General features: G+C 44.6%; 20 protein-coding genes. 5 read left to right on the top strand and 15 right to left on the bottom strand.

Annotated elements, in window-relative coordinates; all coding sequences use genetic code 11:
* Positions 1-20: 20 nt before the first annotated feature.
* The 7 genes from FTV30_RS03025 to FTV30_RS03000 form a co-directional block, all read right to left on the bottom strand.
* Positions 21-440, bottom strand: a complete 420-nt coding sequence (locus FTV30_RS03025) for a hypothetical protein (protein WP_005097650.1) — start codon at positions 438-440, stop codon at positions 21-23.
* 68 nt (positions 441-508) lie between these two features.
* Complete coding sequence (gene gyrA / locus FTV30_RS03020; protein ID WP_180000979.1) at positions 509-3502, bottom strand: DNA gyrase subunit A; 2994 nt, start codon at positions 3500-3502, stop codon at positions 509-511.
* Positions 3503-3821: 319 nt separating this feature from the next.
* Complete coding sequence (locus FTV30_RS16485) at positions 3822-4058, bottom strand: hypothetical protein (protein ID WP_257228892.1); 237 nt, start codon at positions 4056-4058, stop codon at positions 3822-3824.
* A 14-nt stretch (positions 4059-4072) separates the two neighbouring features.
* Complete coding sequence (locus FTV30_RS16480) at positions 4073-4480, bottom strand: hypothetical protein (protein WP_257228891.1); 408 nt, start codon at positions 4478-4480, stop codon at positions 4073-4075.
* Between the two features lie 153 nt (positions 4481-4633).
* Complete coding sequence (locus FTV30_RS03010) at positions 4634-5566, bottom strand: FAD-binding protein (RefSeq protein ID WP_005169982.1); 933 nt, start codon at positions 5564-5566, stop codon at positions 4634-4636.
* Positions 5567-5584: 18 nt separating this feature from the next.
* Entirely contained in the window at positions 5585-6337 is a 753-nt protein-coding gene (locus FTV30_RS03005; protein ID WP_005097655.1) for an electron transfer flavoprotein subunit beta/FixA family protein, read from the bottom strand.
* A 520-nt stretch (positions 6338-6857) separates the two neighbouring features.
* Complete coding sequence (locus tag FTV30_RS03000; protein WP_100329074.1) at positions 6858-7463, bottom strand: LysE family translocator; 606 nt, start codon at positions 7461-7463, stop codon at positions 6858-6860.
* Between the two features lie 112 nt (positions 7464-7575).
* Between FTV30_RS03000 and FTV30_RS02995 the strand changes: the two genes are divergently transcribed.
* Positions 7576-8070, top strand: coding sequence for an Lrp/AsnC family transcriptional regulator (locus tag FTV30_RS02995; protein WP_005265834.1), 495 nt, complete (start codon positions 7576-7578; stop codon positions 8068-8070).
* A 186-nt stretch (positions 8071-8256) separates the two neighbouring features.
* Here the strand turns inward: FTV30_RS02995 and FTV30_RS02990 are convergent, their stop codons facing one another.
* The 7 genes from FTV30_RS02990 to FTV30_RS02960 all read right to left on the bottom strand — a co-directional run bounded on the left by FTV30_RS02990 (position 8257) and on the right by FTV30_RS02960 (position 14405).
* Positions 8257-8640: a hypothetical protein gene (locus FTV30_RS02990; protein WP_034608955.1), complete on the bottom strand. Its 384-nt coding sequence runs from the start codon at positions 8638-8640 to the stop codon at positions 8257-8259.
* A gap of 231 nt (positions 8641-8871) precedes the next feature.
* Entirely contained in the window at positions 8872-9807 is a 936-nt protein-coding gene (xerA, locus tag FTV30_RS02985; protein ID WP_180000978.1) for a site-specific tyrosine recombinase/integron integrase, read from the bottom strand.
* Positions 9808-10413, bottom strand: a complete 606-nt coding sequence (locus FTV30_RS02980; RefSeq protein ID WP_257228890.1) for an alpha/beta fold hydrolase — start codon at positions 10411-10413, stop codon at positions 9808-9810.
* Positions 10414-10506: 93 nt separating this feature from the next.
* Positions 10507-11352: a diaminopimelate epimerase gene (dapF, locus tag FTV30_RS02975; protein WP_100534855.1), complete on the bottom strand. Its 846-nt coding sequence runs from the start codon at positions 11350-11352 to the stop codon at positions 10507-10509.
* A gap of 13 nt (positions 11353-11365) precedes the next feature.
* Positions 11366-12610, bottom strand: a complete 1245-nt coding sequence (lysA, locus tag FTV30_RS02970; protein WP_074383381.1) for a diaminopimelate decarboxylase — start codon at positions 12608-12610, stop codon at positions 11366-11368.
* A gap of 24 nt (positions 12611-12634) precedes the next feature.
* Entirely contained in the window at positions 12635-12868 is a 234-nt protein-coding gene (locus FTV30_RS02965) for a lipoprotein (RefSeq protein WP_005169961.1), read from the bottom strand.
* Positions 12869-13001: 133 nt separating this feature from the next.
* Complete coding sequence (locus tag FTV30_RS02960) at positions 13002-14405, bottom strand: amino acid permease (protein WP_005097664.1); 1404 nt, start codon at positions 14403-14405, stop codon at positions 13002-13004.
* Positions 14406-14725: 320 nt separating this feature from the next.
* Between FTV30_RS02960 and FTV30_RS02955 the strand changes: the two genes are divergently transcribed.
* Entirely contained in the window at positions 14726-16072 is a 1347-nt protein-coding gene (locus FTV30_RS02955; protein ID WP_005097666.1) for a sodium:alanine symporter family protein, read from the top strand.
* A 100-nt stretch (positions 16073-16172) separates the two neighbouring features.
* Here the strand turns inward: FTV30_RS02955 and FTV30_RS02950 are convergent, their stop codons facing one another.
* Positions 16173-16577 carry a hypothetical protein gene (locus FTV30_RS02950; RefSeq protein WP_005169959.1) on the bottom strand — a complete coding sequence of 135 codons (405 nt, stop codon included), beginning with the start codon at positions 16575-16577 and terminating at the stop codon, positions 16173-16175.
* 174 nt (positions 16578-16751) lie between these two features.
* Between FTV30_RS02950 and radA the strand changes: the two genes are divergently transcribed.
* The 3 genes from radA (at position 16752) to FTV30_RS02935 (ending at position 19831) form a co-directional block, all read left to right on the top strand.
* Complete coding sequence (gene radA, locus FTV30_RS02945) at positions 16752-18143, top strand: DNA repair protein RadA (protein WP_180000976.1); 1392 nt, start codon at positions 16752-16754, stop codon at positions 18141-18143.
* Between the two features lie 118 nt (positions 18144-18261).
* Positions 18262-19266, top strand: a complete 1005-nt coding sequence (locus tag FTV30_RS02940; protein WP_005169956.1) for a Tim44 domain-containing protein — start codon at positions 18262-18264, stop codon at positions 19264-19266.
* Between the two features lie 208 nt (positions 19267-19474).
* Positions 19475-19831 (top strand): hypothetical protein, encoded by a 357-nt coding sequence (locus FTV30_RS02935; RefSeq protein WP_180000975.1) that lies wholly within the window; start codon positions 19475-19477, stop codon positions 19829-19831.

Here is a 19831-nt window from a genome sequence, read left to right as displayed (position 1 = left end):
TGCTGTCATCAACTTATGGATTAAGATTCGCCAAAGACCTGAATATTAAAATTACGAATCTTGTTGCTACCATTCGGCTGGTCGAAACTGACATCATACTGCACCAGATTATTTGGATAGGCAATTTCATAGCTGATCTTATATTGGCCAGGCTGGTTGGTTGCTTCTTCAATCTGCTTGGTCATTAAAGTTTTAGACTTGTACTCACCTTGCGGAATTGAACGTGAAAAGCGTTTCATCAGCTTTTCGTTGTCCTTAAACTGTGTTTGCAATTGCGGCTCTAGCTGATCCAGAAACTCGTCATACTTCCCATCACGCAAATCCTCATAGGCCAGCTGTGCTGCCTGTTCCTGCTCAGGACTTGGGTTTGGGATATTGTCCATTGAGTTACAGCCACTTAATGCAACTGCTGCCGCTAACAACATTGATTGGGTTTTCATCGCTTACCTTCATTCAGTCAAGATTTATAAAAAAGGACGCCGAAGCGCCCTTTTTATCAATAGAACACTTATTCTTCTACTGAGTTTTCACCATCTTTTTCAACATGTTCAGCTACTGCATCTGTTTCAGTCGCTACATCTGTTTCTGCTACTAAAGATTCTTCACCTTCAATCGCTTCAACAAACTCATCTTCTTCAACAGCTTCAACTGAAACCACACCAACCAGTAACTCTTCATTACCGAGACGGATCAGACGAACACCTTGTGCATTACGACCGGTTTGAGCCACTTCAGAGGCACGGGTACGAACCAAAGTACCGCCATCGGAAATTAACATCAGCTCTTTAGATGCATCAATCGCTACTGCACCGACCAACTGACCATTACGTTCTGAGGTCTTGAGTGCAATCACACCCTTACCGCCACGTTTCTTGGTTGGGAAGTCATCCACCGGGGTACGTTTACCATAACCATTTTCAGAAGCACACAATACTTCGCCAGTTTCAGGGACAACAACTAAAGATACAATCCGGCTGATCAATGCTGAATCTGCAGCATCTTCATCATCAGACTCGATCTCAGTTTCTTCGCTTTCTTCCAGCAAGGCTGCTGCACCGATGGTCACGCGCATACCGCGCACACCTTTGGCTGAACGACCCATTGAACGTACATCAGTTTCTGCAAAGCGAATGGCTTTACCTTCGTTCGAGAACAACATGATTTGCTGTTCGCCGTCAGTAATCGCAACACCAATTAAAGTGTCATCGCCATTCAGTTCAATCGCACGTAAACCGTTTGAACGCACATTCGAGAACTGTTCAAGTTCTACACGTTTAATCGTACCGTATTCAGTCGCCATAAACACATAGAAGTTTTTACGAACCGCTTCAGCCTGCTGTGCAAAATCATTGATGATGTCATCATCAAGATCGGTCGTTGAAAGTTCTAAACCTAGCTCTTTCAATTGAACACGAAGTGCATCAGAAATATCATCCGCACCCTCTTCAGATTCAGCAAGTGCCGCTTCAAGTGCCGTAAAGTGACCATTAATCACTTCATTGCTTTGCAGTTGTGCAGCATTGGCTTTTACGAAGGCTTTGAAGTCCGCCAGACGTTCTTTGAATTTCTTCGGTGCATCAATCACCGGTAAAATTGCGGTAATGGTCTCGTTTTCGTCTAATGGCAACAAGTTCACCATTGGGCGACCTTTGGCACCACGTGATGCTTGTGGCACTTCATACACTTTCAGACGATAGACTTTACCAACGTTGGTAAAGCAAAGTACCGTCGCATGACTTGACGTCACAATCAGATGTTGAATGTAATCGTCTTCTTTCATGCTGGTTGCAGACTTGCCACGACCACCACGACGCTGTGCGGCGTAGTCAGACAATGGTTGAGTTTTCGCATAACCTGTTTTTGAAACCGTCAGCACCATTTGCTCTTCAGGAATCAGATCTTCACGAGAGAAATCGATACGTGATTCAACAATCGAGGTTTTACGTGCATCACCATATTGCTGAAGAATCAAAGCCAATTCTTCACGAATTACGTTCATCAACAGATTAAAGTCATTTAAAATTGCAGTCAGTTCAGCAATTTGCGCCAGAATTTCACTATATTCAGCATGTAACTTGTCTTGTTCAAGACCGGTTAAACGATGCAGACGCAGTTCCATAATCGCATTGACTTGGGTGGGTGACAGACGATAAATATCGCCATCCAGACCAAACGGACGACTTGGGTCTTCACCTTCAATCTCATCCGGACGTACAGAAACTGAGCCAGCTTTTTCTAGCAATGCCAATACACCGCCACCTGTCCACTCACCTGCCTGCAAACGCTCACGTGCTTCAGCCGGGTTTGCAGAACTCTTGATAGTTTCGATGATGGCATCAATATTCGCCAGAGCAACGGTTAAACCTTCCAAGATATGACCACGTTCACGCGCTTTGCGTAATTCGAACATGGTACGGCGCGTTACCACTTCCTGACGGTGACGGATAAACGCTGCAATAATATCTTTCAGGTTCATCAGTTTAGGCTGGCCATTATCCAGGCAGACCATGTTGATGCTGAAAGAGTTTTCAAGTTGCGTGTTCTGGAACAGGTTGTTCACGATTACTTCGGCGTTTTCGCCACGTTTCAAGTCAATCGCGATACGCATACCGTCTTTGTCCGACTCGTCACGCAGCTCGGAAATACCTTCCAGTTTTTTCTCTTTAACCAGTTCAGCAATACGTTCAATGGTTTTTGCTTTATTGACCTGATATGGAATTTCCGTAAACACGATCGTGGTACGGCCATTCTTCGGATCTTCTTCGAAGTGATACTTGCCACGGATGTGTAAACGGCCTTTACCGGTACGGTAGGCATCCACGATGCCCGATTTACCGTAAATAATACCGCCTGTCGGGAAGTCCGGACCAGAAATGTGTTCCATCAACCCTTCGATGCTGATCTGGGGATCATTGGCATAGGCCAGACACGCATTCACAACTTCAGTCATGTTATGCGGCGCCATATTGGTCGCCATACCCACCGCAATACCGGTTACACCATTAACCAATAAGTTCGGTACACGGGTGGGCATCACCTGAGGAATACGCTCAGAGCCATCGTAGTTGTCTTCCCACTCGACGGTATCTTTTTCAAGATCCGCCAAGAGTTCGTGGGTCAGTTTACGCATACGCACTTCGGTATAACGCATCGCTGCTGCGCTGTCGCCATCGACCGAACCAAAGTTACCCTGACCATCGACCAACTGGTAACGCAAACTGAAATCTTGTGCCATACGTACAATGGTTTCGTATACAGCAAAGTCACCATGCGGGTGATATTTACCGATCACGTCACCGACGACACGTGCAGACTTTTTATAAGCTTTGTTATAGTCATTGCCTAATTCGTGCATTGCGAAAAGCACACGACGATGAACAGGTTTTAAACCATCTCGTACATCGGGCAATGCACGTGACACAATCACGCTCATCGCATAATCGAGATATGAGCTTTTAAGTTCATCCTCAATGGCAATCGGTCTAATTTCCGATACGCTCATGCATACTCCTTATTCTACAAGCCAGTTTTGGCTTGTATTTATATGTCGTAAAACTAGCAAAATCATTAACTCAAACGACTGAGTTAAAAACTAAAATACAGCCCTAAATTATAGCATAAACACTTGTATTTTTGTGTCGAAATATTCAGCTTAACCTTGTTAATTATCTTCATTTTAGTGGTCATTTTCCTGTTATTTCAGCGTCAAAAACAAGTGCACCACATCCATATTTTTTCGCACCCGAAATATACATAAAAACAGCAGTGCAAAAAAAAGATGCACACACAAATAGGCATCTTCCTTAGATTTAATCTGTCTTTTAATGCGCTTGATTCAGTACCTTGCGATAAGTCAGCACCGCCACAATCAATAGAATCGGCAATAGCATCTCCACCCCTTCCTCAATGGTCATGATCATGACCTGCGTATGTGGTATGAGCTGAATATTGAATTCCTCCCTGAGGGTTGACGTCGTGCGATCCAGAACCTTGCTCAGTCCGCCACAGGCAATGGTCAGGAAGATAAAAAAATGCGCAATATTCAAAGAATCTTTCATGCTGCGTATGGTGTTTACCAATTTTTTGCCAGTACCAGAAAGACAAAAATAATGCCGAGCAATAAAATAAAGCCCAGCAGCTTGTCCATGAGCGGAATTTCAGCACTGCGATAGAAATTGGTTTTAATAAAGCTGTCGTCAAACAGTCGCTTATGAAAGTCCATTTCCCTGAAGCCCAACAATATCGCAGCAGCAGCGGTAAATATCCGGGTATTCAGTTTAATTTCAGTATTTAGCAGACACAGCATGGCCAGCAAGTACCATAGCCAAGGACTAAGCACTTCAAAAGCGCCCGACTCACTGAATAAATACTGGGTTACTGACAGCGGTGCATTCAACGCAGTATGCACACAAATACTCACATAGAGCGCAATCAGCAGGAAACTAATAAACAGGATATGAGCGGTTCTGGAAAAGGACATGATCAAAACAGGAGAAAAAGCAAAGCAGGATTTTATCACTTTTCATCCAAATCACATACTCTAGTTTCGACTGCCGAGTATCTTTAAAAATTTTCCAATAAAAAACGCCTCTTGGTACAGAGACTAAGAGGCGTTTTAAACTGTATTCAGGAATTAGATTTTAGAAACCAATTCAGGAATAACAGTGTTCAAGTCACCAACTAACCAGTAGTCAGCCACTGCATTGATTGGCGCTTCTTCATCTTTGTTGATCGCAACGATCACTTTAGATTCTTTCATACCGGCCAAATGCTGAATTGCACCAGAAATACCGACAGCGATGTACAGGTCAGGTGCAACGATTTTACCGGTTTGACCAACCTGCATATCGTTAGGAACGAAGCCAGCATCTACTGCAGCACGTGATGCACCTTGTGCAGCACCAAGCTTGTCCGCCAATGGATCAAGGATCGCGTGATAGTTCTCACCAGAACCCACACCACGACCACCAGACACCACGATGCGAGCAGCTGTTAATTCAGGACGCTCAGACTTTACGATTTCTTCGTTGATAAACTTAGAAATGCCTGCATCGCCAGCAACAGTCGCAGCTTCTACAGAGGCAGAACCGCCTTCAGCAGCAACAGCATCAAATGCTGTACCACGAACAGTTGCCAGTACGACATTTTCGCCTGACTCTACAGTTGCAATCGCGTTGCCTGCATAGATCGGACGCTTGAATGTTTTAGGACCATCGACTGCGATGATGTCCGTAATCATGCTCACATCAAGAAGCGCAGCTGCACGTGGTAAAATGTTTTTACCAGTGGTAGTCGAAGCAGCAAGAATATGGCTATAACCTTTACCTAATTCAGCAACCAGTTTCGCTACGTTTTCAGCCAGCTGGTTTGCATAAGCAGCATCATCAGCAAGTACGACTTTGCTTACACCCGTAACTTTCGCTGCTTGATCAGCAACTGCTTGAGCGCCAGAACCAGCAACCAATACAGTGATATCACCACCGATTTTTTGCGCCGCAGCAACAACGTTTAAAGTAGCAGCGTTTAATGCTTTGTTGTCGTGCTCAGCGATAACTAAAATACTCATGATTTTTATCCTTCTGTATTAGATCACTTTCGCTTCGTTTTTCAATTTTTCTACAAGCTCGTCTACAGACTTCACTTGTACGCCAGCTTTACGCTCTGCAGGTGATTCAACTTTTACTGTTTTCAGTTTAGTTGTGGTCGTTACACCAAAATCTGCAGGCGACTTGTTATCAAGCGGTTTTTTACGCGCTTTCATGATGTTTGGAAGCGCTGCATAACGTGGCTCGTTCAAACGCAAGTCAGTGGTAATAATGGCTGGAAGTGCAAGTTCAACAGTTTGTAAACCACCGTCTACTTCACGTGTTACTTGTACTTTGTCGCCATCTACTTTCACTTCAGAAGCAAATGTACCTTGGCCCGCACCCATTAGAGCGCCAAGCATCTGACCAACCTGATTAGAGTCGTCATCAATGGCTTGCTTACCTAGAAGGATTAATTGTGGTTGTTCAGCTTCAACAACACCTTTCAGGATTTTAGCAATTTCTAGCGCACCGAGCTGGCTGTCATCAGCTTCAACCAGAATACCGCGGTCAGCACCAAGCGCCATTGCAGAACGGATCTGTTCTTGCGCTTCTTTAGGACCAATAGAAACAACAATGATTTCTGAAACAGTTCCTTTTTCTTTTAAACGAACCGCTTCTTCCACTGCGATTTCACAGAATGGGTTAATTGACATTTTAACGTTGGTTAAGTCAACACCACTGTTGTCCGGTTTAACACGAACTTTAACGTTGGCATCAACCACACGTTTTACAGCAACAAGAGCCTTCATGTAATCCTCGGCTGTTTTAGCAAATGTAAATGTTGAGAAAAGTTAGTGTAACTCTTCACTTAAATTTTTTTAGGTGCCCTATCTTGCAATGTGTACGGCATTTCGGTCAAGTCACAATTCAACAAAGAGCTGTAAAAATGCGTAAATTTACCTGAACGATGCGTTCACAATTAATTGTTATCCATTTATTACAATGAAATGTATAAACATTTACTTAAAATTTAAGCATTGATTTATATTATTTTTTTATTTGATTAGTCACATCAATAGTTCTGATTGAAAAGCTGTACGCAAAATAAAATGAAAGTAGTTGGCAGCAAAACTGGCAGGATGAACCCACAATCATATTTGTCATTTTAGACAGAAATCTTCTTTGAAACGGATTTGGCCCACTAAAAAGACCAATTGACTGAATAAGCAACCCGCTCACTTATAGATACGCCAGGAAAGTCATCTCTTTTTCAAATGCTTTTAACCATAAAAAAGCATACTGTGAAAAGTATGCTTTTTTGAATCGGGCTTAATTGATGATGAGCCAGCTTGCTGCAAGCGCCAATAAACCACCAGAAGTTCCATCTACCCATTTTTGTTTACGTTCATCAATCTGGGTTTTCTGGCTGATTTTGCTGAACAAAATACTTAAGCCACAATACACCACAAAAATCAGACCAATAAAAATAAAGGACAGAATCAAACCTTGACTGACAGTATTGGCCGATTTATCAATAAACTGCGGCAAAATCGCAAAATAAATCAGCATGCCTTTCGGGTTTAATAACGCAGTAAAAAAACCTTTTTGAATCGGATTAGCTGATGTCTTTTTCTCAATGTTCAGCACACTTTTACTGAATACTGACTTGAACAGGCCAAAGGCCAGATACAGCAGATAAGCAATTCCGAGCCAGCGAATCGTTTCAAACAGCACCGGAAAGGACACAATAATCGCGGCAATTCCGAGTGCGACCAGAATCGAATGTACCAGATAACCACAACACACACCGACAGTCGCCATCATGCCTGCTTTTGCATCTTTACCCATTACTTGAGACAGGATAAATAACATATCGGGTCCAGGCGTAAAAATCAGGGGAAGCACGGTCAGTGCAAAGAGTACAAATACAGACATTTCCTTTTCCTTTCAAACTCCAGAAAGTGAAACAAGTATCTGCGATTTTTTACAAAATTGGCTTTCAATTTATTTTATAATAAGTCTTATTTTTCGAATATTATTCTAATTTATGAAAATATCCACCAAGTCTGTGCGGGTAAAACTTGATCGAATTGATAAAAATATCATTCGACATTTACAAGCCAATGGCCGTATTCAAAATAATGATCTGGCGCGGGAAATTGGACTTTCACCTTCCTCCTGTTTGCGGCGGGTCAAATTACTGGAAGATGCGGGTGTGATTCAGAATTACACCACCATTGTCGATCAACAGAAAATTGGCTTTCAGCTGATTTTGTTTTCACGGATTTGGCTGGTCGGTCAAGATGCTGAAACCATTGACACCTTTATTGAGGCCATGAAAGAACTGCCTCAAGTGATGGAGTGCTATATCATTTTGGGGGAAAGTGATGCCTTGCTGAAAGTCGTGGTGCCTGATCTAGAAAGTTACCGTAAATTCCAGTCGACACATCTGACTAAAAAAAATGGTATTACCAGTGTTAAAACCGATTTACCGAGTCAGATTATTAAACAGAGTTTCCAATTGCCTTTAGAGGATTTATAAACGAATGGATTAAGAGTGACGATGGCGTATTTTTAATTCCAGCGCTAAATAATCATAGCCAGCTTAAATCACCCGCTATGTTGCAGATAGATAGATCGCAAGTTTGACGATAAGAAAAATATCAGGTTGCCTTGTTTAAAGACAACCTTTTTCTTGAGTAAAGCCGAGATACTAGGGAGTTTAAGTTTAGGCAGTTACCTGTGCTAAAAAATCACGATGAATATGGCTTAAATCCACCAATTCATAGTCTGATAATTCAAAAACTGTCCAAATCGCAATCGCATCTTCTTTTAAATCGACCGCTTGGGTGGCACGATTCGACACTTGCCACTGTAAATCAGAAATCCATAAATAGTATTGTCCTGTCATTGCATTAAATGCCTGAACTTTACCATCAGCATTAATCCCTTGAATGATGGCACCTTCAGGTAAAGTCGCTGCAAGACTCGGTAAGCTAATGTCCACAAAATGCTTGATTTGTCGCAAACCATAACCGGCAAACATTTCTTTTTGAGCTGCGCTTAACTGTGCATATTTTTGTTCTATATCTGCAATCACTATTGTGTCCATATCAATTCCCATCCGCCAAATGCTGAGACTTTGCTCAGTCATACTTCATTTTAAATATTAATTACTCGTTCTTGTTATACCTGAAATGACGCATTTAACGAATAAGACAATAGTGAAATGCCCCAACAGAACGCCAGATTTCAGTTCAATTCCATTTTAAAATTTAAATATGAAAGTTTTATGCCAAAAATATATATTCATGATTTTTACTTTCTACCACTTGGCGCATGATCAATCCTTTTTATGCTGTGCACGCGGATGCGCCTGATCATAAATTTGTGCCAGATGATCAAAATCGACATGGGTATAAATCTGGGTGGTGCTTAAATTACTGTGGCCCAGCATTTCCTGAACCGCACGTAAGTCGCGGCTATTCGACAGCATATGACTGGCAAAGCAGTGACGTAACAAATGCGGATGTAAATCCACATTGACGCCTGCGCGCTGCGCCTGAAACTTGACCCGATTTTCAATTTGGCGTGCACCCAGTGGATTGCCCTTCTGGGTAATAAATACATTCGCCTCTGGCACAAAATCGCCATTCCAGCGTGGATAAAGCTGTAACCAGACCATAACACTCTCTTTGGCCTTGGAGCCAAAAGGCACGATCCGGGTTTTATTGCCCTTACCGGTAATACGTAGCAACTGCCGGTTGAAGTCGATATCTTTGATTCTGAGGTTTTGTAATTCGGCCAGACGCAACCCACTGGAATACAGCAACTCCAGAATCGCTTTGTCCCGGAGCCACATTTGCTGCTGGATTTCATTTTCAGGCGCAGGCTGATCGATAATCTGATTCACGGTTTCAATATCCACCATGCCCGGCAAAGGACGCGATTGGCGCTTTAACTGAAAATCATCCGCCGGGTTAAAAGCGAGATGCTGGGCCTGCTCTGCCCATTTCATAAACTGGCGAATGGACGACAGCATGCGCTGAAGACTGCTGGGACTCAGCTGATGCTGTTCGACTTTTTCAGCCAGAAACTGGCGCAGGTCTGTGGCTTCTACATCATTTAAATTGAGCTGCTCACGCTGGCAAAACTCTAAAAAATCCGAGACATCACGAGCATAGGCCTGCAAGGTATGTTTAGACTGGTTCTGGATTTCACGTTCTTTCAGCCACATATTGAGTAAAAGTTGAGGAGGCACAGTCACTGCATGCTCCATTTAAAATTGCTCCAGATAATCTTGAATCAGTGCTGCCACCTGATCTGCATGAGTGTGGGCAAAGAAATGATTTCCGCCTTGGATGATATGCAGTTTTGCATGTTTAAATATTTTTTCTAAGTATTGTCCTACTTGAATCGTGCTTAGAGGATCATGATCTGCCCAAATTAGCAAAATGGGAATTTCAAGACCGGCGAGCTGATCAGGATTAAATTCAGTGTGATCTTGTACAAACCAGTTCGGTACTGCTTTAAACTGTTCACGATAATCTGTTCGCCAGTCGGCACAGTGAAATCTCTTCAAATTTAAACCGCCTGATGTCGCCAACAATACCAGCCCTTTGACTTTTTGCGGATGCTTAAGCGCCAACCCAACTGCCAGTACACCACCCATCGACTGGGCAATCAGAATGGAGTCATCCTGAATCTGCCTATTTACTAGTTCTTGCAAATCATACAGGTTTTGAATGGCTACATTTGGCGCTACCCCATCAAATCCTGGATAGGCAATGACCTGCTGATCTGGATATTCGGTTAATGCTGCCCTTAACGGCTGCCAAAAACCTTGGCTGCCAGATGCACCCGGTAAAAATACAAGCTGATTCATGAAGGCATAATCATGCATATTAAATTTCAGTTTCATCCTAACATAAAAAAAGCACCGTTCTGAGCACGGTGCTTTTTTAAAACTTAATGCCGATTAACCCTGAAAATAACGCAAATCCAGACGCCCTTCATACACGGTCGCCGTTGGTCCGGTCATCCAGACCACATCACCTTCTTTCCACTCGATCTGCAACTTGCCACCTGCCAGCTCGATTTCAACCTTGCTCGACAGCAGACCACGGCGCATCCCGGAAATGGCTGCGGCACAGGCACCTGTACCACAGGCCAGAGTCTCGCCGACACCACGTTCATATACACGCAAACGCGCATGTTTTTCATCAATGATCTGCATAAAGCCAGCATTGACCCGTGCCGGGAAACGCGCATGCGCTTCAACTTGTGGGCCAATACGTGCCACATCGGCAGCAATCACATCCGGTACAATCGTCACCGCATGTGGATTACCCATATTCACCACATCAATGCTCAGCTTTTCACCGCTAGCAAGCTCAATGTCATACAGGCTTTCCGGTGCATCGGCCAAAAATGGAATGTCCTGTGGCAGGAATTTCGGATAGCCCATATTGACCCGCACCCAGCCATTGGCACCCAATTCCGGTTCAACAATACCAGACTTCGTCTGTACCTTGATTTTGGTTTTGCTGGTCAGCTGACGGTCATGTACAAACTTGGCAAAACAGCGCACGCCATTGCCACATTGTTCTACTTCCGAACCATCGGCATTAAAAATCCGGTATTTAAAATCTGCACTCGGTACGTCTGGTGGTTCAACCACCAGCAGCTGATCAAAACCAATACCAAAATTACGATTGGCCAAGCGCTGAATGGTGACCGGATCCAAATAAGCGCGCTGGCTGATCAGATCAACCACCATAAAGTCATTGCCCAGACCATGCATCTTGGTAAATTCTAATAACATCTCGATTTAGTCCTTAAGGCAATAAACGCTCACGTTCCCAGAGTGATTCAATCGTCTCACGTTCACGAATCAAATGTGCCTGATCTGCATCAACCATCACTTCAGCCGCACGGCCACGGCTGTTGTAGTTTGAGCTCATCACAAAACCGTAGGCACCTGCGCCCAAGACTGCCAGTACATCATTTTCTTTGATTGCCAATTCACGCTCTTTACCGAGGAAATCACCGGTTTCACAGATTGCACCTACCACATCCCATTCTTTAGTTTCAGCATCAGTACGCGGCCTAACAGGTTGAATGTCCATCCATGCTTCATATAAAGCCGGGCGAATCAGGTCGTTCATCGCGGCATCAATAATCGCGAAATTACGGTGATTGGTCGGTTTGAGCAGATCGACTTTGGTCAGCAATACACCCGCATTGGCAGAAATACTACGCCCCGGCTCCATATACACTTTCAGGCCCAATTTTTCTAAAGCTGGACGCAGCGCATTGGCATATTCTTCAACCGATGGCGGGGTTTCATCTTTATAAGTCACACCCAAACCACCACCAATATCGATGTGTTTGAGGTGGATACCCATTTCTTTGAGCTGGTCAATCATGACAATGACACGATCCAGCGCATCAACAAAAGGCTGGGTTTCGGTGAGCTGTGAACCGATATGACAGTCAATCCCGACCACATCCAGATTGGCCAGTGACGCCGCATATTGATAGGTTGCAAATACGCTATCAGATGGAATACCGAATTTATTTTCTTTTAGACCGGTTGAAATATAAGGATGGGTTTTGGCATCGACGTCCGGATTCACGCGCAATGAAATCGGCGCTTTAACATTTAATTCAGCCGCAACCTTTTGAATACGATCCAGCTCGGCATGAGATTCCACATTAAAGCAGGCAATGCCCACTTCTAAGGCTTTTTTAATATCTGCTTCAGTTTTACCCAGACCCGAAAATACAATTTTTGCGGCATCACCACCGGCTTTTAGCACACGTGCCAATTCACCACCGGTCACAATATCAAAACCGGCCCCCTGTTTGGCCAATACATTCAATACCGCAAGATTGGAGTTGGACTTTACCGCGAAACAGATTTGATGATCGATAAAGTTAAAAGCACGGTCCATATCTAAAAAATGCTTTTCCAAGGTGGCTTTGGAATAAACATAGAGAGGTGTGCCAAATTGCTCTGCGAGCTGTTGTAATGAACATTGCTCAGCGTGCAATACCCCATTAATGCGGGTGAAACTCATGAAGGTATCCTTTCTTTGAAAGCGTTAAGGTGTAGTCGTTGAATCTGATGCTTCAGGCGCAGCAAACTGTTGTTGCACAGGGGCATCTCGTTTTTCATCGGAGGCTTTGGATTCAGCTTCGGTATTTTTATATAACAAATACTTGGCACGCTTGTCGTAATCTGGATCATTCGGCAAGTGCAACGCACCTGACTGCCCACAAGCTGCAAGAACAAGACTTGTCGCCAAGATACTGATGTAGCAAATGACTTGATGCATCTGACCACCTAATTGAATAGTGTTTCGATGAAGTATAACGCGATGATCACCATGACCAAAGCGCTAAAGCCTAGAGATTATCTTTAGCGATAAAAAAACGCCAGCAGATCGCTGACGTTTTTATTGATAAGGTTTATTTATGTTTCTGTTTATAGAAACCGAAATAGCCAATAACCAGAAGGATAAACCAGATCGGGCTGACCATCAGTGCTTGACGGGTATCGTCTTCCAGCGCCAACACCACGATCATGCTCAGGAAGAATACGATCACAATCCAGCAGGTCACCAGACCGCCCGGCAACTTAAAGGTCGATTTGGCATGCAATTCTGGACGTGTTTTGTAGTACACGATATAGCTCCAGATAATGATGATCCAGACACAGATAAACAGAATCGTGGATAAAGTCGTTGCTAAAGTGAAAGCGCGGACGGTATCTGGAACGAAATACTGTAGTGCTGCACCCAGCAACAAACATACCGCAGAGAAATACAAGGCATTTGCCGGAACTGCACGACGGTTTAAGCGACCAAAGGCAAGTGGTGCCTGCTCTTCACGCGACAGACCGAACAGCATACGACTGGTCGAGAATACCCCACTGTTCATCGATGACATCACCGAGGACAACACTACCAGGTTCATGATGATCGCAGCTGCGGCAATACCAGCCTGACTAAACAGGTTCACAAAGGGCGAGATATTTGGATCAATCTGATTCCATGGCGTTACCGACATCACAATCAAAAGTGCCAGTACATAGAAAATAATGATACGGATCGGAATCGAGTTCACTGCTTTCGGCAGGTTCTTTTCCGGATCTTTGGTTTCAGCTGCGGTCGTACCCACCAGCTCTACACCCACGAAGGCAAAAATCGCAATCTGGAACCCAGCCAGGAAGCCCATCGCTCCAGTCGGGAAGATACCGCCATGTGACCAGATATGACTAAATGACGCAACTGTGCCGGCATCCGAGGTAAACCCGGTAAAGACCATCCACAGGCCAACGGCAATCAGCACCACAATCGCGATAATCTTGACCAGAGCAAACCAGAATTCCATTTCACCAAACAGTTTGACCGTGACCAGGTTCAAACCCATGATAAACACAATCGCGGCAACGCTGATCATCACTCCTTCTTCAGGACTAAAGGGCAAGCCATTATTGAAGAATTGCAGGTAATAAATAATCGCGGATAGATCTGCGATCCCGATAGTGATCCAGCACAGCCAGTAGGTCCAGCCAACAAAGTATCCGGCCCAAGGCCCGATCAGATCCGTGGCAAAATCAATGAATGATTTATATTGCAAATTCGAGAGCAACAACTCACCGAGTGCACGCATTACCAGAAATACCATAAAACCGATGATCATATAGATCACCAGAATAGAAGGGCCTGCGAGACTGATGGTCTTGCCCGAACCCATAAACAGGCCGGTTCCGATGGCGCCACCAATGGCAATAAGCTGTAGATGCCGATTGGATAAACTTCGCTGTAACTCACCGTGCTCTGCCGATGAACTGTTATATTTTTCTGACATTATTGATTTCAACTTCGAGTTTTACTCGCGACAAATTAACGTAAAAAAGGCTGAATACAAAAAGAAAAATCACATCATTTGTATTTTCTGCCTAAACTGTAAAGTTCATTTATTTTTCTTATATCTCACTCGCACCAGCTTAACGCTTATTTTTTCGACGCCCGAGATTCAAGAAACTTCTTGTCAAAGCAGCAAAACCATGTAAAAACTAGAACACAATTCCGCCATTTTAAGTATTCAGGATGAATACCGATGGCACAATAATTGCTTTTTAATCAATATCTCGAATTACATAGACATGGATCAATAAGAAGAATTTTATGCAAAATTTACAAAGTTTAATGGAGACTTTAAGCGGCTGGGTCTGGGGCCCTTATATGCTGGTACTGATTGTCGGCACCGGGATATTCCTCACTTTCCGCTTATTGTTCTGGCAATTCCGTATGCTGCCACTGGCCTTCAAACAGGTTTTTGGCAAGCATCCCGAGCACTCAGGTGATATTTCCCAGTTCGCTTCACTGATGACCGCACTGTCTGCCACGATTGGTACCGGTAATATTGCCGGCGTAGCCACCGCCTGTGTGCTGGGTGGTCCGGGTGCGGTGTTCTGGATGTGGATGACTGCCCTGTTTGGTATGGCGACTAAATACGGCGAAGGTGTCCTTGCAGTCAAATACCGAATTAAAAATGAAAAAGGTGAAATGTCGGGTGGTCCGATGTACTACATCGAACGTGGCCTGAAATGGAAATGGCTGGCGCTGATTTTTGCCTTGTTCGGGACACTGGCCTCTTTTGGGATCGGCAGTTCAGTGCAGTCCAATACTGTTGCACTGGCAGTTGAAAACAGTTTGGGGATCGAAACCTGGATGACCGGTATTATCATTACTGCCTTTTCAGCACTGGTGATTCTGGGCGGGATTAAATCGATTTCCAAGGCATCTTCGGTGATTGTTCCAATCATGGCGGTAGGCTATGTGGCTGGTGGTCTGGTCATTATTCTCAACAATTTAGAACTGGTAGCGCCTGCACTAAAAATGATCTTCACCTATGCTTTTACCGGTGAAGCTGCAGTAGGCGGTGCGATTGGTGCGGCGATTCGTTATGGTGTAGCACGTGGGGTATTCTCGAATGAAGCCGGCATGGGCTCTGCGCCGATTGCAGCCGCAGCAGCAAAAACCGACCATCCTGCCCGTCAGGGTCTGGTCTCTATGACCGGTACTTTTATTGATACCATTATTGTGTGTTCGATTACTGGTATTGTTCTGGTCATGGGCTACATCATGGCCGGTAATTCATTTGGTGATCAGACCGGTGCAGTACTGACGATTGGCGTGTTCGACAAACTCCTGCCCGGTGTCGGTGGCTGGGTGGTCACCTTCGGAATTATTTTCTTTGCTTATTCCACGATTTTAGGCTGGAGCTACTACGGCGAAAAATGTGCCACTTACTTGCTCGGCGAAAAGTTCGTTCTACCCTATCGTATTATTTATATTGCATCGGTTTTTGTCGGCTGTATCGCGACACTGGATCTGGTCTGGTTATTTGCCGATACCTTTAATGGTCTGATGGCGGTTCCCAACCTGATTGCATTGCTGTTATTGTCTGGCGTGATTGCCAAGGAATCGAAAGACTTCATCGCAAGGCGTAAATCTGGTGAACTTTATTAACCGCCTTATTGCTTAAATCCCGAACCAAGAGAATAAAAAGCCACATCAATTGTGGCTTTTTATTATTAATTATTCGAAATCCAAATCCAATATTCATGTTCTATGAGCGTAAACCGCCCCATTCTGGTAATTTGCCGTCAGATTCGAGTTCAAGTGCCAGTCCTAAAGATAAAACAAAAAACTGAATGCCTTCAATTTTCATATTGCCCTGATCATCTTCCAAGTACTCGCTCAGTTTTTGATAAGTTTTATGCTGCAGGTCAAAAGGTACATCCAGATATAGACTGCCCGAATACACGTCACTGCGGACTGTGGGCTCAATGCCCAAACACGGTATATAACGGATACCCTGTTGCTCTAACCAGCCGATAAACATTTGCCGAACCGAGTGAGCGTCCTGATCTGGGTATACATACTGTTCAAAATGCACAAACAGCACATCACGGTTTTTTTCACGTGCGATCGCATCAATATGTTTCAGCAATTGTGACAAGATCTGTTCCATTTCAGCATAACAAGACGGGCATTATAGACGGCGTTGATACACAACATCCGAATAAGCACAAATAAAAACGACAAGCCTTGTCGTAAAAACCATGATTTCTCAGGTGAAAGGCTTGGTTTTAGATCACATTCACCGCTATGCTGTCAGTCAATTTCAATCGCTTCATCTTAAAATATGGCTAAAGCAAAAAGTGTCTATCGTTGTGAACAATGTGGTGCAGATCATCCGAAATGGTCGGGACAATGTTCGGAATGTGGGGAATGGAACAGCCTGACTGAGGTCAGCATTGCACCTGCGGTTACACATCGGGCTCAGCCAAAAATCGCGGGTGGATATGCAGGTCAGGCATCCACAATCACCATCTTAAATCAGGTCTCAGTCTCTCATGAAACACGCTTACCGACCGGTATCAGTGAGTTTGACCGGGTTCTGGGTGGCGGACTGGTAACGGGTTCAGTGGTTCTGATCGGCGGTGATCCCGGCATTGGTAAATCAACCATTTTGCTGCAAACAGCCACGCATATGGCCTCTGTCAAAAATCCGGCCTTATATGTCACCGGCGAAGAATCCCTGTCTCAGGTCGCATTACGTGCCCAGCGTCTGGATCTGCCAACCGATCAGCTCAAGGTCATGGCAGAAACCTGTGTCGAACGCATTTGTGAAGTATTGGCCCAGCAACGTCCTGCCGTCGCAATTCTGGACTCAATTCAAACCCTGTATACCGAGACCTTACAATCGGCTCCAGGTGGAGTCTCGCAGATTCGTGAATCCGCTGCCCTGCTGACCCGTTTTGCCAAAAACAGCGGTACCTCTTTATTTCTGGTCGGTCATGTCACCAAAGAAGGCGCCTTGGCAGGCCCACGCGTACTTGAGCATATGGTCGATTGTGTACTCTATTTTGAAGGTCAGTCCGATTCACGTTACCGGATGATCCGTGCCGTCAAAAACCGTTTTGGCGCGGTGAATGAACTCGGGGTGTTTGGCATGACCGACAAAGGGCTGCGCGAAGTGTCCAATCCATCTGCAATATTTTTAAGCCGTTATGATGAAGCGATTCCGGGCTCGATTGTTATGATCAGTCGTGAAGGCACGCGTCCACTCCTGGTCGAAGTACAGGCTTTGGTCGATGATGCACATGGTCAGCCACGACGGGTCGCGCTGGGTCTGGACCAGAACCGCCTGAATATGCTCTTGGCCGTCATGCACCGGCATGGCGGTGTGCAAACCTCAGGTCAGGATGTGTATGTCAATATTGTTGGTGGTCTTAAAATTACGGAAACCGGCTCCGATCTGGCGGTACTTCTGGCCTGCGCTTCCAGTATTCGTGGCAAGGCCTTACCACAACAACTGGCTGTTTTTGGGGAAGTCGGGCTGTCTGGTGAAATTCGTCCCGTGCCAAATGGACAGGAGCGTCTGAAAGAAGCAATCAAGCATGGTTTTAAATACATTATTGTGCCGCGTGGCAATGCACCGCAAAAAACCATTGCAGGCGTGCAGATTATTGCTGTTGCCCGTTTGCATGAAGCCCTGAGTGAAGCCATGTCTTTAAGTGATGAGCTAAATTAAGCATCAGGCAGTGAATTTGCAGTAAAGCGCAAAAAAATACAGATTTTTGATTGAAATTCCACACAAAGCCTATATAAATAGACTGTACAAATAGGTTTTATTCTCATAGGAAAAATGAATGCAAGTTCGACAGCGCGGTTTGATTACAGGTATCTTGACAGCAGTATTATTGGTTGCGCCTTTTGCTGCTGAAGCAAAACGTGCCGGTGGCGGTAAAAGTCACGGTATGCAACGTTCTGCACAGCCTACCCAATCTTATCAACAACCTCGTCAAGCTGCGCCTGCTCAACAAGCGCCAGCTGCCGGTGCTGCAACCCAGCAAAAATCTGGCCCAGGTGTGGGTGGTATGGTTGCTGCCGGTGTAGCGGGTGCTGCGATTGGTGCCGTAGCTGCCAATGCATTGGCCGATGATCAAAGTGTGGCAGCGTCTGAAGCTCAGGCGGCTCCAGCAGAAGAGGAAAAAGGTGGTATTCCAGGCTGGATCTGGATCCTGCTTGCTGCTGCTGTTGCCTTCTTCATTTTCCGTAAGATGGGCGCAAAAAAAAAAGTAGCTTCTAATCCATTTGCACCAAATAGCGGTGCTGGTAATACAGCACCTTTTGGTCAAGCACCGACTGCACCTCGCGGTGGTGACAATAGCAATATCTTTGGTCAGAATGTTGGTGGTCAAACGCCAAGTACTAATGCACCGTTTGGTTCTGCGCCGGTAAATACGGCGCCTTTCGGCACGGCTTATACCCAAAGTGGTAGCCAGTTACCGGATGGTACTGAACCTGCCGCGTTCTTGCGTGTCGCACGTCAGCGTTTTAACCACATTCAGTCTATGAATACGGCAAGCAATATTTCGGAAATTCAGCGTTACCTAACTCCTGATCTTTATCAGTCAATGCGTAATGACATCATGAGCAATCAGGATCAGGATGTTGCCGAGTTTTCAAATCTGAATGCCATGGTGGTAGATTCATCGACTGACAATGGTCAGTATATTGTCAGCGTACGCTTTACCGGTACGGTAAGCGAAGACTTGAACAGCTTGCCACAACCGTTTGCAGAAATCTGGCATTTCACTAAACCAGCAGGTTCAAATCAGGACTGGGTGGTTGCAGGTATTCAGCAAGACTAATTCTGAACAGATAATATTTAGACAGCGGCTTTCGAGCCGCTGTTTTTATTTTTAAAGCTTATATTTTTTAATACCCCCCTTTTAGCCTGTCCAATAGTTCTTTTTATTTTTCATATAAATAGTTTGATGTTTCGTATTTAAAATATAAACAATAATTGTTATCATTCGCATCGAAATAGCTTAACAAGTTTAATAGATAGAATTTTCGATGATGAGTAGTCCGAATATGCATGCAATAGCGACTGAAACAGTTACTGCACCGAGTCCATCGAGCAAAAATAAAGTTAAAGCAAATCTGCTGGTTTATCGTGGGATGATTTTATATCGTTTTCTTCTGGCTGGTGTCGGCGGTTATATGCTTGCCTCGCTGGCTGCCGTCGTGATTGCCCAGATATTTATGGATGCAGGAAGCAGTGCTGCCATGTCAGCCACCCTGATTGGTTTTAGCCTGAATACCGCAGCCTTTATTTGGGTATTTATGGTCAACAAAACTGTCAAGGCAACGCTCGGAATCGTAATTCCCAGTGTTTTGCTCTATATCGCATATAAATTCCTAGGAAATTAA

Source organism: Acinetobacter sp. YH12255, from assembly GCF_013417355.1.
Classification (GTDB): domain Bacteria; phylum Pseudomonadota; class Gammaproteobacteria; order Pseudomonadales; family Moraxellaceae; genus Acinetobacter; species Acinetobacter pseudolwoffii.
Note: the sequence above shows the minus strand (reverse complement) of the source record. Positions and strands in the feature narration are given on the sequence as shown.